The organism is Streptomyces finlayi (assembly GCF_014216315.1).
GTDB lineage: Bacteria > Actinomycetota > Actinomycetes > Streptomycetales > Streptomycetaceae > Streptomyces > Streptomyces finlayi_A.
In genome coordinates, this window is record NZ_CP045702.1 from 5,029,414 (window position 1) to 5,050,807 (window position 21,394).

Genomic DNA, 21,394 nt, shown 5'->3' on the forward strand with positions numbered 1-21,394 from the left:
CGCTCATTGGTCTGGACATGTTCATGCTGCGTCCATAACCTAGGACTTGGTCTAGACCGCACAACACGCGCGCAGAGCAGAGCTCATGGAACCTCCCCCACGTTCTTGAGGAGCAGCAGCATGCGGAAAAGGGCAAGCGCGGCCGTGATCGGCCTGGTGATAGCGGGCGCGTCGATGTTCGCGACCGGCAGCGCCAGCAGTCACGGCTACACCGACTCCCCGATCAGCCGTCAGAAACTCTGTGCCAACGGCACGGTGACCGGCTGCGGCGCCATCCAGTGGGAACCGCAGAGCGTCGAGGGCCCCAAGGGCTTCCCGGCGGCCGGTCCGGCGGACGGCAAGATCTGCTCGGCCGGAAACGCCGGCTTCGCGGCGCTGGACGACCCGCGCGGCGGCAACTGGCCGGCGACCAAGGTCACCGGCGGCCAGGGCTACAGCTTCCGCTGGCAGTTCACGGCCCGGCACTCCACCAGCGACTTCCGGTACTACATCACCAAGAACGGCTGGAACTCCAGCCAGCCGCTCACCCGGGCAGCGCTGGAGTCGCAGCCGTTCATGAGCGTGCCGTACGGGAACCAGCAGCCCCCGTCGACGCTGACCCATCAGGGCACCATCCCCACCCTGAAGTCCGGTAAGCACATCATCCTCGCCGTCTGGAACGTCGCGGACACCGGCAACGCTTTCTACGCCTGCTCGGACGTGCGGTTCTGACGTCCGGTCAGCCCAGTGGTACGGCGGCGGCCCGGGCGGGGGCCGCCGTTTCGCGTATGCCGCCGTTACGCGTGTGCCGCCCGCTCGCCCGTCGCGCCGCAGCGGCACCGGGCCGGCACCATTCCCGCCCGCAGCAGCAGCACCGCTCCGGTTCGGGTGCGTCTTACCAGGGGGCCATACGAGCGTATGGGACGCCCGCCCATTACGCCTGTGTAAGACATCTGTATGGATTCCGCGGCGGCAAAAACGCGGTGGGCGGTCTCCGGTACTTCGGAAACCGCCCACCGCGTTGTCTGTGCGCCGTCAGGGACTCGAACCCCGGACCCGCTGATTAAGAGTCAGCTGCTCTAACCAACTGAGCTAACGGCGCCTGGTGACTCGAAAATAATACCTGCTCTTCGGCAGTGCTGACGACATGCCTCGGCCGCCCCCGGCTCCACGCCCGGATTGCCCGTGAATGCCGGGCCGTCCGGCTTCTAGGTCCTGTCTGGAGTTCCAGCGCGGGAGAGGGAGCGGCGTCCGGTGCCGTCGAATCCAAGGCGGAGGAGGGAGCGATGGCGGAGCCCTCGCGACTGACGACAACGCCGGAGGCGGCGGTGCCGGACGCCGCGACGCCGCGGGGGAACTCCAGACAGGACCTAGAGCGCCAGTGACAGCAGTACGGGAGCCGCCCGCCGGTTCAGGGTGTCCGCCGCCGACCGCAGCCGGTGCGCGTCCTCGATCGGCAGCGAGAGAGCCAGGCAGCCCGCCGATGCCCCGGCGGTCAGCGGCACCGCCGCGCAGACCGTGCCCAGCGCGTACTCCTGGAGGTCCAGCATCGGGACCGTCGCGGGCTGGCTGTCCAGCCTGGAGAAGAGGACCTTCTCGCTGGTGATCGTCCGCGAGGTGAGCCGTGCCGTCTTGTGCCGGGAGATGTGGTCGCGCCGCCCGTTCTGGTCGAGCTGCGTCAGCAGGCACTTCCCGATCGCGCTGGCGTGCGCCGCCGACCGGAAGTCCACCCACTCGTTGACCGCGGGCGTGCCGGGCCCGGCCGCCACCTGCGTGACCCGGATCTCGCCGTCGACGTACCTGCTGAGGTAGACCGCGGCGTCGACGGAGTCACGCAGCTGCATCAGGGTCAGCTGGAGCCTGTCCTCCAGGGCCTGCCGGCGGGCCGCGCCGGAGCCGAGCAGGAGGAGCGAGGAGCCGATGACGTACGCGCCGTCGGTGATCTGCTCGACGTACCCCTCGCGGCGCAGCGTCAGGAGCAGGGAGGCGAGGTGCCCCGTGGGCAGCCCCGTCTCGCGGGCGATCTGTACGTCGGTCACACCGGTGCCGTGCTTGGAGACCGTTTCGAGTACGCGTAGGGCGTACTGCACCGAGTGGAACGGCGCGGTCGGTTCGGGCTTCAACGCCACGGTGTCCCCCTACCAGGTTGTGACCGCGAGCTTTCGACCCACGATAGCCCTCAAGACCCCCGAAAGGGGGTGCTGTTGACGACTTGATGGGGGCGCCCCGGCCCTGTCAGCTGGGGCGCACCCGCATGGCATATGCCCCTGTCATTGTCGGTACATCAACAGCGTGGTCACAGCACCGCGTTGAGGAACTCGCGCGTACGTTCGTGCTCCGGCGCGGTGAAGATTTTTTCCGGAGATCCGGACTCCACGACCCGTCCGGCGTCGAACATCAGCACCTTCTTCGAGACGTCCCGCGCGAAGTTCATCTCATGGGTCACGCAGAGCATCGTGATGTCGGTGGTTCTGGCGATGTCCGACAGCAGATCCAGTACGCCCGCCACCAGCTCCGGGTCCAGTGCCGACGTCACCTCGTCGAGGAGCAGGATCTCCGGCTCCATCGCGAGTGCCCGGGCGATGGCCACCCGCTGCTGCTGGCCGCCGGAGAGCTGGGAGGGGTGTGCGTCGGTCTTCTCCGAGAGCCCGACCAGGTCGAGCAGTTCCCGGGCCCTGGCCTCCGCCTTGTCGCGGTCCATGCCCAGCACGCTGATCGGCGCCTCGGTGATGTTCTGGAGCACCTTCATGTTGGGGAAGAGGTTGAACTGCTGGAAGACCATCCCGATCTTCTTCCGGGACTCCCGCAGCCGCTTCTCGCCCGCCGGCTTCAGGGAGCCGTCCGGGGCGCGTACGTGCGACAGCGGTGAACCGTCGACCCAGATCACCCCGTCGCTGACCTTCTCCAGTGTCATCAGCAGCCGCAGGATCGTCGTCTTGCCGGAGCCGCTCGGACCGATCAGGGTGACGTGCTCACCGCGCCGCACGGTGAAGTCCAGCTCGTCCAGGACCACGTGGTCGCCGTACCGCTTCACGACCCGGTCGAAGCGGACCAGCGGCTCGACGCCGGTCGTCGCCTGGCCCGGGGCCGCGTCCGCGGGCTCCTTCAGGGGGGCAGATTCAGTGGCCAAGGCGCTTCTCCAGCTTTCTCATCAGTAGCGAGGTGGGGTAGCTCGCGACCAGGAAGACCAGGCCGGCGAGCGTGAACGCCTCCGTGTACGCGAAGTGTTCGGACCCGTACTTCCGGGCCTCGAAGACCATCTCCTGCACCGTGATCACGGCCAGGAAGGGCGTCTCCTTGAACATCGAGATGGCGTAGTTGCCGAGTGCGGGCAGCACATTGCGTACCGCCTGCGGCAGGATCACGGCCTGCCAGGTCCGCCGGACCGGCAGGGAGAGCGCCCGCGCGGCCTCCCACTGGCCCTTCGGCACACCGTCGATCCCGGCGCGGTACACCTCGGAGGTGTACGTGGCGTAGTGGACGCCCAGCACCACGATGCCGATGGTCAGCGGCTCCACGGAGCTGAAGACGGCCGCCGCGCCGACGAGCTGGACCAGCAGCGGGGTGGCGCGGACGAACTCCATCACCGCCTTCACCGGCACGGTGACGAGCTTGCTCGGAGCACGTCCGGCGACCGCGATGGCCAGCCCGAGGACCGCGGCCACGAGCGTGCCGAGCACGGTGGCGAGCAGGGTGACCCGGAATCCTTCGAGCAGCAGGGGCAGGGCTTCCCCGGCGGCGTTCCAGTCGAAGCCGTTCACGCGGTGCCTCCCGTGACGGTGGTGGTCGCGGTGCGGCTCTTGAACAGGCTCTTGGCTCCGGTGTCCAGACCGAGCCGCCGCTTGGCGGCCCGTTCCAGCAGGTTCATGAGCAGGGTCAGCGCGTAAGCCAGCACGAAGTAGGCGGCCAGCAGTGTCAGATAGGCGGTGAGGGTCTCACCGGTGCGGTCCCGCACCTGCTGGATCACCGTCATCAGATCGGCGGCGGAGATCAGCCACAGCAGAGGGGTGCACTTCAGCAGCTGGATCAGCAGGTTGGTGAAGGAGGGGATCATCTGTACCCACGCCTGCGGAAGGATCACCTTGCGCATCCGCCGGGACGGGGTGAGGTTCAGCGCGAGAGCCGCCTCGTACTGTCCTCGCGGTACGGAGTTGATGGCGCCGCGCACCACTTCGGAGCCGTACGCGCCGTAGTTGAGGCCGAAGGCGACGACACCGCAGAGCAGTGGCGTCAGTTCGTAGCCGGTCAGGGGCGGCATCGCGTAGTACAGCCAGAAGAGCTGGATGTAGAGCGAGGTGCCGCGGAAGAATTCGACGACGGTCCGCGAGACCCCCCGCACCAGGAGCAGCCGGCTGCCGGCCATCAGGCCGAGGACGAAGGACAGGACGAGGGCCAGCAGGGCTCCCAGCACGGTGGCCTGGAGCGTCACCCACAGTCCGGCCCTGACCTGGGGGAACTCATCGAGGAGAGTGGAGAAGAAGTCACTCATACGGTGTGGTCCGCCCCCGTCAGCCCTTGCACAGTTCGGCGGTCTTCAGCGTGGCGGGCGGAATCTCCGTGGCCCCGAAGCCGTACGGCTCCAGCAGGCTCACATAGCGCGAGCGGTCCGAGACGATCTTCTTGAGCTCGCGGTTGAAGGCGTCCCGCAGGTCCCCGTTGCCCTGGTTGAACACCGCGCCGCCGGGGGAGTACTGCTTCTTCCCGTCGAGCTCCGGCAGGAACGCCTCGGTGACCTCGGTGTCCGGGTTGGTCCTGGCGAGCCAGCGCAGCGAGATGCCGGTGAGCAGGAAGGCGTCGACGCGCCCGCCCTTGACCGCGTCGGCGCCGTCCTGTGGCTTCTGCAGCGTCTTGATCCTGTCCTCGGCGATGCCCGCGCCCTTGGCGTACGAGCCCTCGACCGCACCCGACATCACGCCGACGGTGATCCCGGCGGCCTTGGCGGAGGCCAGGTCGGTGACCTTCCTCGGGTTGCCCTTCTTCACCATCAGGGCCGTGGGGGAGATGAACTCCGGCTCGGAGAATATGGCGTTGGCGCAGCGCTCGGGCGTGATCGCCATGCCCGCGCTGACGACGTCGTACTTGCCGGCCTGGAGTCCGGGAATCAGGCCGTCCCACTCGGAGAGCGTGGGCTTCAGCTCGTCGACACCGAGTGCCTTGAATACCTCGCGGTGCAGCGTGGGCGCCTCGCCCTTGAGCTCCTTGCCCTCCAGGTAGCCGTACGGGGCCTCGTTGGCGTACGCGACCCGCACGAAACCCTGCTTACGGAGCTTGTCGAGGGCGCCTTCGCCCTGCACCGACCCGGCGTCGGTCTTGCTGCACGCGGTGAGCAGGCCGGGAACGACGAGCAATCCCCCCACGGCCGCGGATCGGTTGAGGAAACCCCGGCGGGACAGGTTCGGGAAGTCAGCCATGGTTCGCAATCTCCTGGAGGGTCGAACAGTCCGGACAGGGTGAGCGCCTGCCCGATCCCGTACGTCTTTGCAGGACTGGACGCCATGTAACCCAAAAGTGGCCGGAAAGTGACCGTTCCGTGCCCTGACGCGGGCGGAGTGCGACGAGGCGTGTGCGGGGGGTGTGCGGGGCGTATGTGCTTACGGCGCGCGGGATATGGCGGGCAGTCAGGAGCCGCGGGGTGCGGGCGGGCGGTCGCCGCCGTCGGCGGAGGGGACGTATCCCAGCTCCTTGTCGACCACGTTCACAAGCGGCTCACCGGCCGCCCACCGTTCGTACATGTCCACGAACTGCTCGCCCAGCCGGTCGCGCCAGCCCGCCGTGTCGCCGCTCATGTGCGGCGAGACGACGAGGCCCCGGACGTCCCACAGGGGGCTGTCCGGCCCGAGCGGCTCCTCCTGGAAGACATCGAGTGCGGCGCCCGCGATCCACCGCTTGCGCAGGGCGTCCGCCAGATCGGTCTCGACGACCATGGGGCCGCGTCCCACGTTGACGAACACGGCCGAGGGCTGGAGCAGACCGAAGAACCGGGCGTCGAACATTCCGTACGTCGATTCCGTCAGCGGCGCCGCGCAGATCACCCAGTCCGCGCGGGCCGCCAGCCGGTCGAGGTCCTCGATGCCGTGGATGGTGCGCCGGGCCCTCCGTGCCACCAGGGCCACCCGTACGCCGAGGCCGTGCAGCAGCCGGGTGATCTCCCGGCCGATGGGGCCCGCCCCGACGACGACGGCACGGGTGCCGGAGAGCTGTCGGACCTCGCGGTGGCGCCAGTGGTGCAGCCGCTGGAGCTCCAGCGTCCCCGGCAGGTCCTTGGCGAAGGCGAGGACCAGGCCCGCGACGTACTCCGCGACGGGCAGTTCGAAGATGCCCCGCGCGTTGGTCACGACCGTGTCGGACGCGGCCAGCGCGGGGCAGAGCAGCCGGTCCACCCCCGCGCTCGCGGTGTGCACCCAGCGCGGGCGGGGGCCGTCGCCCGGCCAGGCCCCGCGCACCGCGTCCGAGGTGAAGTCCCACACCAGCAGGGCGTCCGCGGAGGGAAGGTGCCCGGCCAGCCCCCGGTCGTCGGTGTACCGGACGCGCACCCGCCCGGTCAGCCGGCCGAGGCGCGGTGACGGGTCGGTGTCCAGGACGAGGAGCACGGGCTCTGACATCACTCACCACGCTCGCACCGGAAGCCCGCCCCGTCAACGGAGCCACCCGGTCACCCTCCGTGCGACCGCCGCGATGCCCCCATCAGGGGAATACTTGTGAGTGGCGAGGGCACCGGTGACTGGGTCACGCGCCCGGCGGGAGGCCGGCCCGCTCGCCTCGCCCGGCGCTCCGGACGTACAGGAAGGCTGGACATGACGACCATCGGACTTCTCTACCCCGGCCACTCCGCGGAGGACGACTACCCGCGGATCGAGATCATGCTGGACAGCGACATCAGACTGCCGCTCTTCCACACCGCCGTCGGCGAGGACGTCCACCACGTCGAGGCCATGCGTGAGCTGGGTTCCGCCGAGCGGCTCGCGGCGGGTGCCGAGGACCTGCGCCTGGCCGGTGCCGAAGCACTCGTCTGGGCCTGTACCGGCGGGAGCTTCGCATACGGCTGGGAGGGTGCGCACGAGCAGGTCGCGACCCTGGCCAGGGCGGCCGGGCTGCCGGCGTCCAGTACCTCCTTCGCCTTCGCGCACGCGGTACGGGAGATCGGGGTGACCCGGGTGGCTGTCGCCGCGACCTACCCGGACGGTATCGCCGCGCTCTTCGCCCGCTTCCTGGAGGCCTCGGGCGTCGAGGTGGTCGCGACCCGGGGCAGCGGGATCATCACCGCCGCCGAGGTGGGCGCGTGGGACGCGCGGCTGGTGAAGGAGCTGGCCGTCGCCGGGGACCATCCGGACGCCGAGGCGGTGCTCCTGCCGCACACGGCCCTGCACACGGCGGCGTACATCACCGAGCTGGAGGAACTCCTCGGCAAGCCGGTCCTCACCGCGAACCAGGTGACGGTCTGGGAGGGCCTGCGGCTGGTGGACCGCCGGGTCTGGGAACCGGCGATGGGGGCCCTCTTCGCGGTCCACGCACCGCCCCCGGGCATCACCGAGACCCGGGGCATCGTGGTCCGGGAATAAGCGGAGCCATCCTCCTGTTGCTTCTTCCGTTACGTACGCATCACCGGGAGAGGCCGAAACGTGGACGACAACCGAGGCGACCAGATTCGCGGCACCGCGGCCGGAACGGCCTCCGTGCCGCTGTCCGTGCTCGATCTGGTGACCGTGGGACAGGGCCGCACCGCGACGCAGGCGCTGCGCACCAGCGTCGACATCGCCAAGCTCACCGAGCGCCGCGGGTTCCACCGCTTCTGGGTCGCCGAGCACCACTCCATGCCGGGCGTCGCCTCCTCGTCCCCGGCCGTGATCCTCGCCCACCTCGCCGCGCACACCGAGCGCATCCGGCTCGGTTCCGGCGGAGTGATGCTGCCCAACCACGCGCCGCTCGTGATCGCCGAGCAGTTCGGCACGCTGGAAGCCATGGCCCCCGGGCGCATCGATCTGGGACTGGGCCGCGCGCCCGGCACCGACGGCGCGACCGCCGCGGCCCTGCGCCGTACGGAGCGGCTGAACGAGGGCGCCGACGAGTTTGCGGAGCAGCTGGCCGAGCTGGTCCGGTTCCTGGACGACGACTTCCCGGACGGGCACCCCTACGCCAGGATCCACGCCGTGCCCGGACCCGTGCAGGCGACCGCGCCCGGCGGCGTGCAGTCCGCGGCCCGCCCGCCGGTCTGGCTGCTCGGCTCCTCCGGTTTCAGCGCCCGGCTGGCCGGTGTCCTCGGACTGCCGTTCGCCTTCGCGCACCACTTCTCGGCGCAGAACACCGTTCCGGCGCTCGACCTCTACCGGGAGTCGTTCAGACCGTCCGCCGTACTGGACGCCCCCTACGCCGCGATCGGCGTCTCCGCCCTCGCCGCCGACGAGGAGCGCGAGGCCCGCCGCCAGGTGCTGACCGGCGCCCTGTCGATGGTCCGCCTGCGCACCGGACGCCCGGGGCTGATCCCGAGCCCGGAGGACGCGGCAGCGTACGCCTTCAGCCCCATGGAGCGGGAGTTCGTCGACGGCTGGCTCTCCAACGTCATCCACGGGACCGCGGACGAGGTCCGTACCGGCCTCGACGACCTGGCCGAGCTGACGGGCGCTGACGAACTCATGATCACGGCGAACGCCCACGGCGGGGACGCGAGGCTGCGCAGCTACGAGCTGATCGCGGACGCGTACGGCCTGCCTTCCTGACGCCCGGCCCTCGCGCTCCCACGCGCCGGACGGGTCGGGACGTTCAGACCCGTCCGGCCCGTGACGCCTTCGCGCCGATCAGCGCGTCGATGTGTTCGGGCGCCACCGCACGCGAGTACAGCCACCCCTGCCCCGTGTCGCAGCCGATCCTGCGCAGCCGTTCGGCCTGGCCCGCCGTCTCCACGCACTCCGCGGTGACGGTGAGGCCCAGCCGGTGCGCCAGTTGCACCATCGCCTCGACGATCGTCTCGTCGGCGGGGCTGGGATGGGCGCCGTCGTCGTAGCGGAATCCGTGTACGAACGAGCCGTCCAGCTTCAGTACGGAGACGGGCAGCCGGCTCAGATACGCGAGGTTGGAGTAGCCCGTGCCGAAGTCGTCGATGGCGATCCGTACGCCCATGTCGCTGAGCGCCTGGAGTGCCCGCAGCGGACGGCCCGCGGAGCCCATCACGGCGGACTCGGTGAGCTCCAGTTGCAGCAGCCCGGCATCGAGCCCGGTCTCGGCGAGGATCTCCGCCACATCGGCGACCAGGTCGGAGTCCCAGACCTGCCGCACGGCCACGTTGACGCTGATGAACAGCGGTGGCTCGTCCGGATGGTCGAGCTGCCAGCGCCGGGCCTGATGGCACGCGGTGCGCAGCACCCACCGGCCGAGCTGGACGATCGTGCCGTCCTCCTCGGCGATCGAGACGAACCGATTCGGCGCCAGCAGACCGAACTGCGGGTGATTCCACCGCACCAGCGCCTCCACGCCGCGTACGGTCCCGTCGGCCATGCAGACCAGCGGCTGGTACTCCAGGGTGAACTCGCCGCGCTCGACGGCGGGCCGGAGGGTGGAGGAGAGCGCCTGCCGGGTCATCCGGTGGGCGTTGCGCTCGGGGTCGAAGAGGGTCCAGCGGGCCTTGCCGTCCTCCTTCGCCCAGTACAGCGTGGTGTCGGCGGCCTGCATCAGACCGGTGGGCGAGGTGCCCGCCGAAGCGCGTTCGACGACGCCGATCGAAGCGGAGACGGAGAGCCGCTGTCCGGCGAGGTCGAAAGGCTGCTGGAGGGCGACGAGCACCGCGTTCGCGAGGGCGGTGAGCTGGGCGGTGCCGGTGGACTCCTCGACCAGGATGGCGAATTCGTCCCCGCCGAGCCGTGCCACGAGATGGCTGCCGCTGCGGGCGGCGCCGTCGCGTTCGGCGCAGTCGGTGAGCCGGCCGGCGACCGCGGCCAGGAGCCGGTCGCCCATGCGGTGCCCCATGGTGTCGTTGACCGCCTTGAAGCCGTCCAGGTCCAGGTAGCAGAGTCCGATCCTGCCGTGCGGGGGCAGTGAGTCGTCCTGGTACGGCGGTGTGTCCAGGGCGGCCGAGAGCCGTTCGAAGAACAGGGTCCGGTTGGGCAGCCTGGTCACCGGGTCGTGCATCTGGAGATGGCGCAGCCGCTTCTGGAGTTCGCGCCGGTCGCTGATGTCCGCGACCGACAGGAGTACGCCGCCGGTGGCGGTGGACGAGCTGTCCATCGGGACGACGGTGATCTCCGCCCACAGGGAGCGTCCGTCGGGGTGCTTCAGCCTGCGGGTGCACCGGAAGCGGGAGCGCCGGCCGTGCAGCACCTCGTGGTACGCGTGCCAGGTGCGGTCGTCGGACGCGAGATCGACGAGACCGGCGGCCGGCTGTGTCGCCAGGGTGCCGGAATCGGTGCCGAGCAGCCCCGCGAGGGCGTCGTTCGCGCTGACGACGAGGCCCTCGTGGTCCAGGACTGCCATGGCGAGGACGGAGACCTGGAAGGCGGCCCGGTAGTCGTGCGGCTCGGTCGGTCCGGCTCCAGCCGTATGACGCTCCGTGACGGGGGCTCGCGCGGTGCCGAGGGGTCTGCCTGCCGGGGGCTCCGGCCCTTCGGAGGTTCCGCTCACCGCTTGCTCCCGCTGTGCAGATCGTCGTGCGAACAGGTGTGGGACAGGCCACCGTGTGGAGTCCCTCTGTCAGGGACCGTATCCACGGGGGGAAGCGTGGTGAAGCATAGAGGGTGGCGAGTCGGCCGTTCCAGCGTGCCGGCCGTCGCCGCCGGTCCGTACCCGCCTGGCCCCTGCTTCTGCCTTCCATCCAGTTTGCCCACTAGTGATCGTTTCCGTGCAGTTCTGTTTCGAGGCCTCGTCGGATTGATCGATTGTGACTGTCTGTGAACCGGTCGCGGTCATGGGTCGCCTGACCCGAGTGGGGCAGCTCAACAGGACGTACGGCATCGGACCGGCACAGGGTGGGTGGGGTATCCCGTGTTTCCCATCCGGAGGTAGATGTGCAGCGACTGCGCAGACCCGAGGGAGTGGAGAGACCGAGTCTGCGTGGCCTGGCCGCCGCTCTGACCTCGCTCATGGCACTCGCCGCCACCTCCCTCGTCGCAGGCCCCGTAGTGGCCGCCACGGGCGACGCGGGGCCGTGCGCCCTGCCCAGGACCGGAGCCCACCACTCGCTCGGCCTCGACACCTGGAACGGCGCCTACCCCCGCCCCGACCGCGGGCTCGACGCGGTCATGATCTTCCTGTCGTTCCCGGACTCCCGGCCCACGGTCACCCCCGCCGTGCTGACCGCCGACTACTTCCCCTCCACCACCCGCTTCTTCGAGCGCGCCTCGTACGGGAAGTTCACCCTGCGCCCGCACGCCCGGAAGCAGTGGACCGAGATGCCGCGTCCCTCCAGCTGGTACGGGATAGAACGGGACTGGGACTCGGGGCGGCGCAGCGCGTACCTGCGCGACGCGATCGACGCGGCCGACGGCGCGGTCGATTTCTCGGCGTACGACATCGTCTATCTGGTCGCCGACCCGGACGCGCCCGGTGTCGACTCCGACGCCACCAAGGTCGTCAACTTCGACCGTCCGCTGCGGGCCGACGGCACGGACATCAGGCGCGTCGTCACCGTCTTCGAACAGCACCCGCCCGACCGGAACGTCCTCGCCCACGAGACCGGCCACGTCTTCGACCTGGCGGACCTCTACCACCGGCCCACGGACGGCAAGGGCGACTGGGACACCTACGTCGGTGACTGGGACGTCATGGGCAGCCAGTTCGGGCTCGCGCCCGAACTGTTCGGCTGGCACAAGTGGAAGCTCGGCTGGCTCGACGACCTCCAGGTCAGATGCGTGCAGGGCAGCGCCGACCTCACGCTGGAACCCATCGCGGCCACGCCCGCGCCCGGTGGGACCATCGGGACACGGCTCGCGGTGATCAGGACCGGCGAGAACGGCGCCCTGGCCATCGAGGCCCGCAGCGCCACCGGAAACGACGGGGCGACCTGCACCGAAGGCGTCCTGATCTACCGGATCCGCAACGGGGCCCCGTCGGGCGGCGGCCCCGTCGAGGTCCTGGACACCCATCCCGGCACCGACGCCTGCTGGGACCGGTCGGTCTACCCGCCGCTCGCCGACGCGCCGCTGAGCGAGGGGGAGACGTACACCGTGCCCGGCGAGCGCACCAGGATCGAGGTCGCGGGCCGGACCCCTTCCGGCTCCTGGACGGTCCGGATCACCACGGGTACGTAGGGCTTCGCGCACAGACGAAGAAGGCCCCTCGCTCTCGCGAGGGGCCTTCTTCGTCTGTGCGCCGTCAGGGACTCGAACCCCGGACCCGCTGATTAAGAGTCAGCTGCTCTAACCAACTGAGCTAACGGCGCCTGGTGACGTCGTAGACATTAGCACCCGGATCGGCAGGAGGAAAAATCGAATCCCCGGAGGCCGGGGAGGGCTGTGACCTGCCCACCCGTACGCACGCCCACAGCAGTACGTCGGGGCCGGGGAGCCACGGGCCAGGGGTGTCGGGGGCCACCACCCAGCGGGGTCCTGTGCCCTCGGAACCACCGGCCAGGGGAGGCACGGTCACCGCGTCACCCGCGCCGTGGCAGAGCAGCGGCGGCACGGAACCCCGGTGCGCTCCCGGCTGCCCGGGACCCGCGGTGCCCCACTCCTCCCAGTCGAGCAGCGACGGCAGCCGCTGGGCCGTACCGGGGGCGGCGAACAGCAGCGTCCGGCCCCGGTGCGTGGCGACCGGGCCGGAGCCCGGCCCCTTGGACCAGAGCTGCTCCAGCATCCGCCGCCCGAACAGCGCGGGCACGTTCACCACGTCGAAGACGGACCCGCACGGCAGGACGCCGGGGGCACCCGGACGCGCCTGCCACTGGGAGAGCGTGCTGCGCGGATACGCCGAGGCGCCGGCGAGCCAGGAGGCCCCCGCGGCGGTCACCTGGGCGGCCGGGTGCCGCGGCTGGTCCCGCAGCAGAGCGAAGATGTCGACGTTGCGGTGGGAGGCCCCTGCGGCGGCGGGGAGGGGCGATTCGTCTTTCGTCCATGCGCTCATGCGGACAGGTCTACAAGGAGTGACGGTGCCGATTCGGGGAGTTGCCGGAAACGGGGACAGAACGGGGGGCGCAGGAGTATCTTGCCCGGGCATATGCCAGCTGCGGTACCCGGTGACCCGGGCGGTCCCCGCGCCCGTCAGGGTCCCGCGTTCCTGAGCAGCGACCGGCCGAACTCGATCATCTTCTTGGCGTAGTCCTCGGTCCACTCGGCGCGCTCCGCGACATCCGCCGCCGTGAGCCGGTCGAAGCGGCGCGGATCGGCGAGCTGGGCGGCGGCCACCGCCTGGAACTCGACGGCCCGGTCGGCCGCCGCGCGGAAGGCGTGCGTGAGCTCCGTGGCACGCGCCAGCAGCTCCTTCGGGTCCTCCATCGCGTCGAGGTCGAAGAAGTGCTCGGGGTCGGCTGCCGCCTCCGACGGCTCGAAGAGCAGCGGAGCGGGACGCATCCGCTGCCGCTCGTTCCGCTCGGGTTGTGCCATGGTGCTCCTCCTTCGGGCGGGCCAGGTGGCCACCCTCCATTGTCCAACCCGGCGCAAGAGGGCTGGGACGGGTCCAGGGCCTCTCGTTAGGACGAGGCCGTGTCAAGGCCGCCAGCGCACCCGGTGTTCCGCGAGATGTGCCAGCACCGAGTGATTCGCGTCCCATCCGTCCGGGAATTTGACCGTGACGCCCAGCTGGACAGGCTCGGTCGACGGGTGCTCGTCCAGCAGGTCCTCGACACCCTCCCGGCACACCACGATGCAGGCATGGCGATGGCGCGAGGCCAGGACGCAGAGACGGCCCGTCTCCAGGTGGAAGGCCGTGGCGTCCGGGCGTCCCGACAGCGGGTGCAGGACCACCGTCACATCGAACTCCCGGCCCTGCAGCCGGTTCGCCGTGTCCACGGCCACGCCCGAGACCCCCAGTTCGGCCAGTGCGGCCCTGACCGCCGCCGCCTGGTCGCGGTGGGCCGTGCCGACCGCGACCCGGTCCGCCGTCACCGGGGCCGGATCCGGTGAGCGCTCGCTCGTCGCCGCCCCGCCCCGGTCCAGCAGCCGACGGACGGTCAGGGCCACCGCCCGCACCGCCTCCGGGTCCGTACGCGGGGTGTGCCTGGCCGGAAGCTCCAGCAGCCCCCAGCCGGACTCCGCCGCCTCGTCGAGCACCCGGTCCGGCGCCGAACCGTCGGACGGCACCCCGAAGGCCAGGCGCCGTTCCCCGCGCTCCGTACCGCTGCGGAACGGCGTGAACGGGTAGAACGCGTCCGAGACGAGCGGCGCCGCCGAGGCCGGCAGCCGCCAGGACACGGGCAGCCGGTGCTGCGGCAGCTGCGGGTTGTGGGCGAGCAGCGTGGTGACCGCGCTCGCCGACGGGTCGTACGACAGCCCCGCCCACTGGTCGGCGCCGACGATCGAGAACGGGTCCAGCTGGCCCGGGTCACCGACGAACAGCGCCCGTTCGAAGAGGCCCGCGACGGCCAGCAGCGCGTCCGAACGCATCTGGTACGCCTCGTCGACGATCGCGTGCCCCCACGGCTCCACGTTTTTCACGTGGGCCCACTTGGCGGCCGTCGAGATGACGATGTCGAGCCCGGCGAGATCCGCCGCCTTCGCCGACTTCCGTACGTTGTCCAGGCCGTCGAGCACTGTGTCGTACGGGTCGGAGTCGTTGCTGTGCAGACGGCCCACCGGCAGCTCCGGCGCCTTCTCGGCCAGCCGGACGACCAGATCGTCGACCTGGGCGTTCGTCTGTGCGATCACCATCAACGGGCGGCCCGCAGAGGCAAGTTCGAGGGCGGCGCGCACCACAAGGGTCGATTTCCCGGCGCCCGGCGGCGAGTCCACCACGATGCCGCGTGAAGTGCCGTGCAGGGTGTCGTGGAGGATCCGGTCGGTTGCCCGCGTCGCCTCGGCGCCCGGGTCGAACGTGGCCTTCTCCGAGGTCACAGCAGGTCCTCCGCGGTCACGGGGTCGGGCTGTTCGGCCCGTTCGGCGGCGGCTCCGGGCGGGCCGCCGTGGGTCCAGGGGGTCTCCTCGGGCTCCGGCAGCTTCGGGCCGCCGCGAGGATCGTGCTCGAACAGCGTCCAGACGATCCGGTCGCCCGGCTCGGGGACGGAACCCGGTGCGGGTTCCTTGCTCCGCCCCATCCGGTCAGTGATCCGCAGCACCAGCAGGAGGCCGTCCTCCCCGCCCTCCGCGTCCTCCCCGTCTTCGTCCGCTGCGGGCATCTGCTCCACGAACTCCGCGGTCTGCGGTTTGCCGTCCAGCGAGCGGTACACCTTCGTCCGCTCCCCGAGGTGCGGGTGTTCATCCGTGCGGACCGTGACCAGCGGGCGCGGCGAGGGGCGCTTCGACTCGGTGTACGCCATCTCCACGTCCGTCACCTCCCCGACGAACGCCTCGCCCGACAGTCGGCGCCCGGCGAGCACCAGCGGGTCGTCCAGCGCCTCCTGCGCGTCGAGCTGGGCCTGGGCCGCCTCCCGGGAGGCCAGCTTCCGCGCGGCCGTCACCGCGTCGTCCCGGCGCGGCTGCGGAGGCTCCCCGGCCCGCACCCGGTCCCGGTGTCCGGTGAACGACCAGCGGTCCCGCGTCCAGCGGTCCTCGGCCCTGGCTCCCTCGGGCATGCCCTCCAGCAGGTCGAGCCCCCGCCACACGGCGTCCCAGGTGGGCAGCATGACCTTCGCCAGCAGTGATCTGATCTGCCGCTCGGCACGTGTCAGTTCGGCCAGGCGCTCGTCGGCGGAGAGTCCGTCCTCCGCGGATGCCAGTGCCGTACGCGCCCGGTCGTACGCCTCGACGGCGGGGGCCAGCAGCCGGTTGTCGAACGCCGGGTCCGTGGCCGGTCCGGCGGGCGGGCAGAGCAACTGGCCCTCCTTGTCCCGCTCCAGCTCCGCGCGCAGGGCGGCATCGGCGCCCGAGCCGCCGTCCGGCGGTGCGATCCAGGCCAGCAGAGCGCCGAGATGCTGGTCCTCCAGGCTGCTCTGGCCCGTCGCCCAGTGCCGGTTCAGCAGATCGGTGGTGGCGAGCAGCAGGGACGAGCCCGGCACCCGGGCCCGCTCCGCGTAGTGCGTCAGCCAGCGGCCCAGCAGGGGCACCCGCGCGGGCGCCGGATACGGGGTGTCCGGGTCGTCCTCCGCGGTCCGCCGGAAGCGCATCGAGCGCCCCAGGAGGCGTACGAAGTCGATGCCCGCATGGCTCGGCACGATCAACTGGGCGGCTTCCGTGCACAGTTCGACCTCGACCTTGACCTTCTTGCCGGTCTCGGGATCGGTCTCGTTGCGCTCGGCCGGTTCCACGACGTCGGCGTACGACTCGATGTGCGGCAGCACCGCCTCGGCCAGCTCGGCGAGGAACGCGAACCGCAGATCGCGGTCGCGCGGCTGGGCCACGGCCAGCAGCCGGGGCGCCTCCCGGTCCGTACCCACCAGGGCCCCGAGCGGGGCACCCGCCTCACCGGCGGTGGTGAGCGGCACCAGGACGAGCGGGCGGCCGGTGAGATGGCGGTGGCGCACGGTGGCCAGGGGCTGCGCGCGCCCGTTCTCCACCGCCTCCAGCCGGGCGAGTGTGGTGATCAGTGACATACCGCCCGGCCCTCCAGGGCTTCCGCGCGCAGGGCCGCGGCGCGGCGCAGTGCGGCCACCGTCGGGTCCGCCGGGTCGCCCTCCTTGCCCGCGGCGGCGGCCAGCACCGCGCCGACCGTCGTGAGCCCGCCGAGTTCGCCCCTGACACTGCGCCCCAGCGACTCCACCGCCCCCTGGACCCGGGACTTCTCCCGGCAGTGGAAGGCCAGCTCGCACGCCGCCAGGCACTCCGGCGCGTACGCCGCGCCGACCGACTCGACGGCCTGGCCGAGCTCCTGCGGCGAGCACCCCGGGTCGAAGGTGGTGCCCTCGGGCAGGGTGGCGGCGATGTCCTCGATGCGCGTCAGTCTGGTCAGCTGGCGGCGGGTGACGGCCCGCTGCTTGCGGACGTCGACGACCGAGGCGGTCGGCAGGTTGGAGAAGTCCTTCGGGCAGACCAGCAGCACCCGGTGCCCGACCCTGGCGCCCCCGGTCTTCTCGGCGATCCGCTCCAGCGCCAGGACGTAGACGGCGGACTGCCGGGCCGCGGCACCGACCTTCGCCGCGTCGGCCGAACCGTCGATCATGGGGAAGGACTTGATCTCGACGACCGTCCAGGTGCCGTCGGGGTGCACCACCACGGCGTCCGGCTCCAGGTAGGCGGGCGAACCCGCCACCTCCAGGGCCAGCATCGGATGGTCGAGCAGGGCCCAGCCGCCCGCCGCCGTCGCCTCCCGCAGGGCCAGCGCCGTCCTCGCCGCGCGGCCCTCGGGCCCTGCGGCCGTCAGATCGGGCACCTGTGCCTCCTGCGGGGCTGCCTCGCAGCCGCCGCCGAGGCGCTCGTACAGCAGGCGGAGCAGTTCCGTACCGCCGTCGGCCTTCACCTTCGCCTCGAACGCGTTGCCCCGCATGAACGCGAACTGCGACTGGCCGAACGCCGCGGGCGAGCCGAGCGCCGTGGCGAGCACGGCCTTGTTCACCCCCGCCGCGTCGAGCAGGGCGCGCCGCTTGCAGCCGGGGTTGGCGGCGAGGGCGGCCAGCGCGCGTGCGTCGAGCGGGTGGGGGGCGACGGACGGGCCGCGCAGCTCAGCGAGCCGCTGCCGCAGCGTCGTCGCCGGCCGGGGCGCCGGTGTCGGTGGAATCTGCGGAGGGGGTCCGCTGGCCGGGTATTCGCTCACCCGCGGAAGTCTCGCATCCGGCACTGACATCCGGGGCCTTACCGGTGTTCACGGCCGTGCGTACGGCGGCGAGCCCCGCCAGGAGCCGGCCCTTCACACGGTCGGCGAGGCGGATCACCGGCTTCGTCAGGAGGGCTCCGGCCGTCATCACGGCGACACCCGCGACGGCGTCGAGGAAGTAGTGGTTCGCGGTGCCCATCACCACGAACGTGGTCAGCAGGGGATAGGCGATGGCGAGGCCGCGTACGAAGGGGTGACGGCCGTGCCGCCACAGCAGGACACCGCACCACACCGACCAGCCGACGTGCAGGCTCGGCATCGCCGCGTACTGGTTGGTCATTGCGCCGAGGCCGCGCGGGGCGCTCGCCTCCGCGCCCCACCAGCCGTACGAGCTGTACTGGGCCATCGTGTCGACGAAGCCGTACCGGGCGTCGAGGAGCCGGGGCGGGCAGGTCGGCATCAGCGTGAAGCCGATCAGCCCGAGGAGCGTGGAGGTCATCAGCCAGGTGCGAGCGGCCCGGTAGGCGTCCTTCCGTCGGCGGAACAGCCAGATGAGGATCGCCGGGGTGACGAGGTAGTGCAGCGAGGCGTACGCGAAGTCGGCGGGTATCCCGAGCATCGGGTTCGCCGTCAGCAGGCGGTTCAGGGGGTGCTCGGCGTTCAGGAAGAGCGACTGCTCCAGGCGCAGGATGGCGAGCCCGTGGTCGACGGCGGTCGACACGTCGCCGCGTACCAGCAGGCGTCCCGCCGAGTACAGCGCGTACACCACCGCGATGAGCGGCAGCTCCGTCCACCAGCGGGGGCGGTGGCCGGCTGCTGGCGCGGCGGTGGCGTGCTGCATCCGGTGGCTCTCCCCATGTTCATGCTGCGGTCGAAAAGCATTCAACCGTACGGCGGACGTCGGCCGGGATTCCGTGGGGGTCCCGGTTCCGGCCCCGCTTCCGGCCGCGGTCCCGGCCCCGTTTCCGTGACCGGGGCCAGTGACCGTGGCCAGTGACCGGGGCCGGGACCGCGCTGGGAGGGACGTCGATACGGCCCCGGAGGTTGCCTTCCGGGCACGTGGGAGATGATGGAGCGGGAGGAATCGGCCACGCCCCGACCGGGGCCAGGGACCGGATTGCGCCCCTCGTCGCTGTATGTCGCTGTATTCGGACACCGCCGTCCGGGACCTATCAGATCGTGAGATCTCAGTTCCAGGGAGAGCCCCCATGGCACCGCGCATCCTGCTCGCCCGGCACGGCCAGACCCAGTGGTCGGTGCGGGGCAATCACACCGGCAGGACGGACATTCCGCTGCTGGACACCGGCAGGGAGGGTGCCAAGCTGCTCGGCGAGCGTCTGCACCGGGCGCCGTGGGCGGGGCTGCCCGGTGTCGAGGTCAGGACCAGTCCGCTCGTCCGGGCGGCCGAGACCTGCGCGATCGCGGGGTTCGGGGAGCGGGCGGAGCCGTGGGACGCGCTGATGGAGTGGGACTACGGCGCGTACGAAGGGCTGACGCCGGCACAGATCCGGGCCGGCCGGCCGGACTGGCTGATCTGGCGGGACGGGGTCCCGGAGGGCGAGACGACGTCCCAGGTGTCCGGCCGTGCGGACGAGATCGTGGACTGGGCGAGGTCGGCGGACCACGACGTCCTGGTCTTCGCCCACGGCCACATTCTGCGGGCGCTGGCGGCCCGGTGGCTGGGGGAGGACCTGTCGTTCGGCGCCCGTATCCGTCTCGATCCGACGTCGCTGTCGGTACTGGGCTGGGCGTACGGCCGGCCGGCGCTGGAGCGGTGGAACGACACGGGTCACCTGGACCGCTAGGGTCTTTCCCGCTCCCTGATCCGGCCTGATCCAAACGAAAGACCCCAGGTGCGGTGGGTGCCTGGCTGCGGGCCGTCCCGCGCCGCGTCCTCGGGCGCCGGACGGGCCGAAGGGGGCCGGACCTGCCGGGAGGCGCCCGGAGATGGAGGGGTGCCGCGCCGTCGACGGGGAGCCGGGGGTGTGTGTTGCGAGCCCGTCCGGCGTGCGGGGAGGGAACCCGCACCCGCTGCCGGAGCGCCGGAGTGCCGGAGTGCCGGAGTGCCGGATCAAGCCCGTCCGGCGCTTCGGGAGGACGACGAAGCCGTCGCACCCGTTGTCCCCCGGCGCGCCTCCCCGTGGCGAGCCATCAGGTCCCTGACCGCCGGCGTCGCGTTCTGTGCGAGCACCCCCACCGCACCCGCCAGCATCGTGCGGATGCGGGACGACTGGACCCGGTCCAGCAGGTCGAGCACCCCGTGCCCCGCCGTCGCCGCCTCGTCCGCGAGCCCGCCCCGGGCCAGGTCCCCGGTCAGCTGCGCCCGGTACAGGGCCAGGTTCCGCGTGAAGTACGGGTCCTGGAGCTGCGTCGCCCGCCGCGCGTGCCGCGCCGCGCGCGGCCAGTCACCCAGGGCCGACCAGCACTGGGCCTGGAGCATCTCCAGTTCGGCCTCCTGGAAGAACGTCATCCACTCGGGGTCCGCCGCCGACGCCCCCCGCTCGAACGCCCCGTACGCCCGCCCGACCGCCCGGTCGCACCCGGTGCGGTCACCGAGCCCCGCCCTGCCCCCCGCCTCCCGCAGGGCCAGCAGGGCCAGCAGCCGGGCCGAGCCGAGCGACCGGGCGGCCCGCTGGCCGGCCTCCGCCGCCCGTACCGCCTCGCGGGGCCGTCCCGTGTCCCGGGCCAGGAAGGACGCGTTGCAGAAGGCGTGGGCCTCCAGTGCCGCGTCCCCCGCCACCCGCGCCGTGGCCAGCGCCTCCGCGTAATGGGAGCGGGCGTCCTCGAAGCGGCCCGAGTCATGGGCCAGCCAGCCCACCGAGATGGCCAGTTCGCCCGCACCCGTGTGTAGCCGGTCCGCCGTGGCGCGGCGCGTGGTCGTACCCGCGTCGAGCAGGGCGTACGCGGCTCTGAGCGGCTGCGCCGCCCGCCGGTAGAGGCCGTCGGCCCCGTGCCGGTCGTCCAGCAGCCGGATCTGCCGTACCGCCTGCTCGACGGCGTTCACTTCGGTTTCGCCCACCCGGCGCTGCGCGGGAAGGCTGGTCAGGGCGGCAGCGGCGGACGCGCCGCCGAGGCCCAGGGACGCGGCCACCGTGGCGGTGCCGCTGGTCATGAACATGCGACGCAGCACGTCGCTCTCCTCGTCGGTGTGGCAGTGGACCGTAGGGGGCGGGGAAGGGGGGGAGCCGGCGCCGGGGCCCGCGTCCGAGATGCGCGCCCCCCGGCCGCGCACGGCCTCGCGGGCCGAGAAGCCCAGGTCCTCCAGCCCGGCCCCGGGAAACATGTGGAGGAAGACCCGTTCGTACGCGTAGTTGGGGCAGCGGATCTCCCCGGACTCCACGCGGCCGATGTACCGGGCGTCGCAGGCGACCTGTTCACCGATCTCCCGCGCGGCCCGGCGCACCGCTGCCGCGAACTCCCCGGCGGAGCGCTGACCGCGCAGCCGGCGGAAGACGAGGTTGGGAACTGGCCGTGTCGACACCATGGCTGGGCCCTCTCCGGTGCGGCCGGGCGCTGGTTCTGTTGCCCCGGCGGAGCAAGAACGTACCCGCTGTGACGAGCCACACACGGAGCGTTTAGGTGCAAACCGGATATCTCGCCCCCGATCCGCCATGAAATGCCATCCTTTGCGGCGGCGTGGTGCCGTAGCCCTTGA

At 71.6% G+C, this 21,394-nt stretch carries 19 protein-coding genes and 2 tRNA genes; 5 read left to right on the forward strand and 16 right to left on the reverse strand.

Annotation, left to right across the window (positions count from 1 at the left end; all coding sequences use genetic code 11):
- Positions 1 to 120 precede the first annotated feature (120 nt).
- Entirely contained in the window at positions 121 to 711 is a 591-nt protein-coding gene (locus F0344_RS23155) for a lytic polysaccharide monooxygenase auxiliary activity family 9 protein (RefSeq protein ID WP_185300622.1), read from the forward strand.
- Positions 712 to 1,007: 296 nt separating this feature from the next.
- Here F0344_RS23155 and F0344_RS23160 read toward each other — a convergent pair.
- From F0344_RS23160 to F0344_RS23190, 7 genes are all read right to left on the reverse strand, one after another.
- Positions 1,008 to 1,081, reverse strand: a tRNA-Lys gene (locus tag F0344_RS23160).
- 268 nt (positions 1,082 to 1,349) lie between these two features.
- Positions 1,350 to 2,108 carry an IclR family transcriptional regulator domain-containing protein gene (locus F0344_RS23165; RefSeq protein WP_185300623.1) on the reverse strand — a complete coding sequence of 253 codons (759 nt, stop codon included), beginning with the start codon at positions 2,106 to 2,108 and terminating at the stop codon, positions 1,350 to 1,352.
- A gap of 167 nt (positions 2,109 to 2,275) precedes the next feature.
- Complete coding sequence (ehuA, locus tag F0344_RS23170) at positions 2,276 to 3,109, reverse strand: ectoine/hydroxyectoine ABC transporter ATP-binding protein EhuA (RefSeq protein WP_185300624.1); 834 nt, start codon at positions 3,107 to 3,109, stop codon at positions 2,276 to 2,278.
- Positions 3,099 to 3,740, reverse strand: coding sequence for an ectoine/hydroxyectoine ABC transporter permease subunit EhuD (gene ehuD, locus F0344_RS23175; protein ID WP_185300625.1), 642 nt, complete (start codon positions 3,738 to 3,740; stop codon positions 3,099 to 3,101). The genes ehuA and ehuD overlap by 11 nt, the downstream gene beginning before the upstream one ends.
- On the reverse strand, positions 3,737 to 4,468 hold the full coding sequence (ehuC, locus tag F0344_RS23180) for an ectoine/hydroxyectoine ABC transporter permease subunit EhuC (protein WP_185300626.1): 732 nt from the start codon (positions 4,466 to 4,468) through the stop codon (positions 3,737 to 3,739). Before ehuC ends, ehuD begins: the two co-directional genes overlap by 4 nt.
- 19 nt (positions 4,469 to 4,487) lie before the next feature.
- On the reverse strand, positions 4,488 to 5,390 hold the full coding sequence (gene ehuB, locus F0344_RS23185) for an ectoine/hydroxyectoine ABC transporter substrate-binding protein EhuB (RefSeq protein ID WP_185300627.1): 903 nt from the start codon (positions 5,388 to 5,390) through the stop codon (positions 4,488 to 4,490).
- Between the two features lie 207 nt (positions 5,391 to 5,597).
- Entirely contained in the window at positions 5,598 to 6,581 is a 984-nt protein-coding gene (locus tag F0344_RS23190; RefSeq protein WP_185300628.1) for a D-2-hydroxyacid dehydrogenase, read from the reverse strand.
- A 192-nt stretch (positions 6,582 to 6,773) separates the two neighbouring features.
- On the opposite strand from F0344_RS23190, the gene F0344_RS23195 reads away from it, so the two are divergent.
- Positions 6,774 to 7,538, forward strand: a complete 765-nt coding sequence (locus F0344_RS23195) for a maleate cis-trans isomerase family protein (protein WP_185300629.1) — start codon at positions 6,774 to 6,776, stop codon at positions 7,536 to 7,538.
- Between the two features lie 60 nt (positions 7,539 to 7,598).
- Positions 7,599 to 8,693, forward strand: coding sequence for an LLM class flavin-dependent oxidoreductase (locus F0344_RS23200; RefSeq protein ID WP_185300630.1), 1,095 nt, complete (start codon positions 7,599 to 7,601; stop codon positions 8,691 to 8,693).
- Between the two features lie 43 nt (positions 8,694 to 8,736).
- Here the strand turns inward: F0344_RS23200 and F0344_RS23205 are convergent, their stop codons facing one another.
- A complete protein-coding gene (locus tag F0344_RS23205; RefSeq protein ID WP_185300631.1) occupies positions 8,737 to 10,587 on the reverse strand; it encodes a putative bifunctional diguanylate cyclase/phosphodiesterase in 1,851 nt (616 codons plus the stop codon).
- A gap of 458 nt (positions 10,588 to 11,045) precedes the next feature.
- On the opposite strand from F0344_RS23205, the gene F0344_RS23210 reads away from it, so the two are divergent.
- Positions 11,046 to 12,212, forward strand: a complete 1,167-nt coding sequence (locus F0344_RS23210; protein ID WP_374940164.1) for a M6 family metalloprotease domain-containing protein — start codon at positions 11,046 to 11,048, stop codon at positions 12,210 to 12,212.
- Positions 12,213 to 12,269: 57 nt separating this feature from the next.
- Here the strand turns inward: F0344_RS23210 and F0344_RS23215 are convergent.
- The 7 genes from F0344_RS23215 to F0344_RS23245 form a co-directional block, all read right to left on the reverse strand.
- Positions 12,270 to 12,343: transfer RNA gene (locus tag F0344_RS23215), tRNA-Lys, on the reverse strand.
- Positions 12,334 to 13,023, reverse strand: a complete 690-nt coding sequence (locus F0344_RS23220; RefSeq protein ID WP_185300633.1) for a hypothetical protein — start codon at positions 13,021 to 13,023, stop codon at positions 12,334 to 12,336. Before F0344_RS23220 ends, F0344_RS23215 begins: the two co-directional genes overlap by 10 nt.
- Positions 13,024 to 13,160: 137 nt before the next feature.
- Positions 13,161 to 13,502 carry a hypothetical protein gene (locus F0344_RS23225; RefSeq protein ID WP_185300634.1) on the reverse strand — a complete coding sequence of 114 codons (342 nt, stop codon included), beginning with the start codon at positions 13,500 to 13,502 and terminating at the stop codon, positions 13,161 to 13,163.
- 102 nt (positions 13,503 to 13,604) lie between these two features.
- Positions 13,605 to 14,948, reverse strand: a complete 1,344-nt coding sequence (locus tag F0344_RS23230) for an AAA domain-containing protein (protein ID WP_185300635.1) — start codon at positions 14,946 to 14,948, stop codon at positions 13,605 to 13,607.
- Positions 14,945 to 16,582, reverse strand: a complete 1,638-nt coding sequence (locus tag F0344_RS23235; RefSeq protein WP_185300636.1) for a hypothetical protein — start codon at positions 16,580 to 16,582, stop codon at positions 14,945 to 14,947. Before F0344_RS23235 ends, F0344_RS23230 begins: the two co-directional genes overlap by 4 nt.
- Positions 16,573 to 17,739, reverse strand: coding sequence for a hypothetical protein (locus tag F0344_RS23240; protein ID WP_185300637.1), 1,167 nt, complete (start codon positions 17,737 to 17,739; stop codon positions 16,573 to 16,575). The genes F0344_RS23235 and F0344_RS23240 overlap by 10 nt, the downstream gene beginning before the upstream one ends.
- Positions 17,648 to 18,580, reverse strand: a complete 933-nt coding sequence (locus F0344_RS23245) for a phosphatase PAP2 family protein (RefSeq protein ID WP_185300638.1) — start codon at positions 18,578 to 18,580, stop codon at positions 17,648 to 17,650. Before F0344_RS23245 ends, F0344_RS23240 begins: the two co-directional genes overlap by 92 nt.
- 367 nt (positions 18,581 to 18,947) lie before the next feature.
- Here F0344_RS23245 and F0344_RS23250 point away from each other — a divergent pair, with 367 nt between their 5' ends.
- Positions 18,948 to 19,544 carry a histidine phosphatase family protein gene (locus F0344_RS23250; RefSeq protein WP_185300639.1) on the forward strand — a complete coding sequence of 199 codons (597 nt, stop codon included), beginning with the start codon at positions 18,948 to 18,950 and terminating at the stop codon, positions 19,542 to 19,544.
- A gap of 266 nt (positions 19,545 to 19,810) precedes the next feature.
- Here the strand turns inward: F0344_RS23250 and F0344_RS23255 are convergent, their stop codons facing one another.
- The gene (locus F0344_RS23255) at positions 19,811 to 21,223 is read right to left on the reverse strand and encodes a tetratricopeptide repeat protein (RefSeq protein ID WP_185300640.1); all 1,413 of its coding nucleotides are present in this window, start codon (positions 21,221 to 21,223) and stop codon (positions 19,811 to 19,813) included.
- Positions 21,224 to 21,394: the final 171 nt, after the last annotated feature.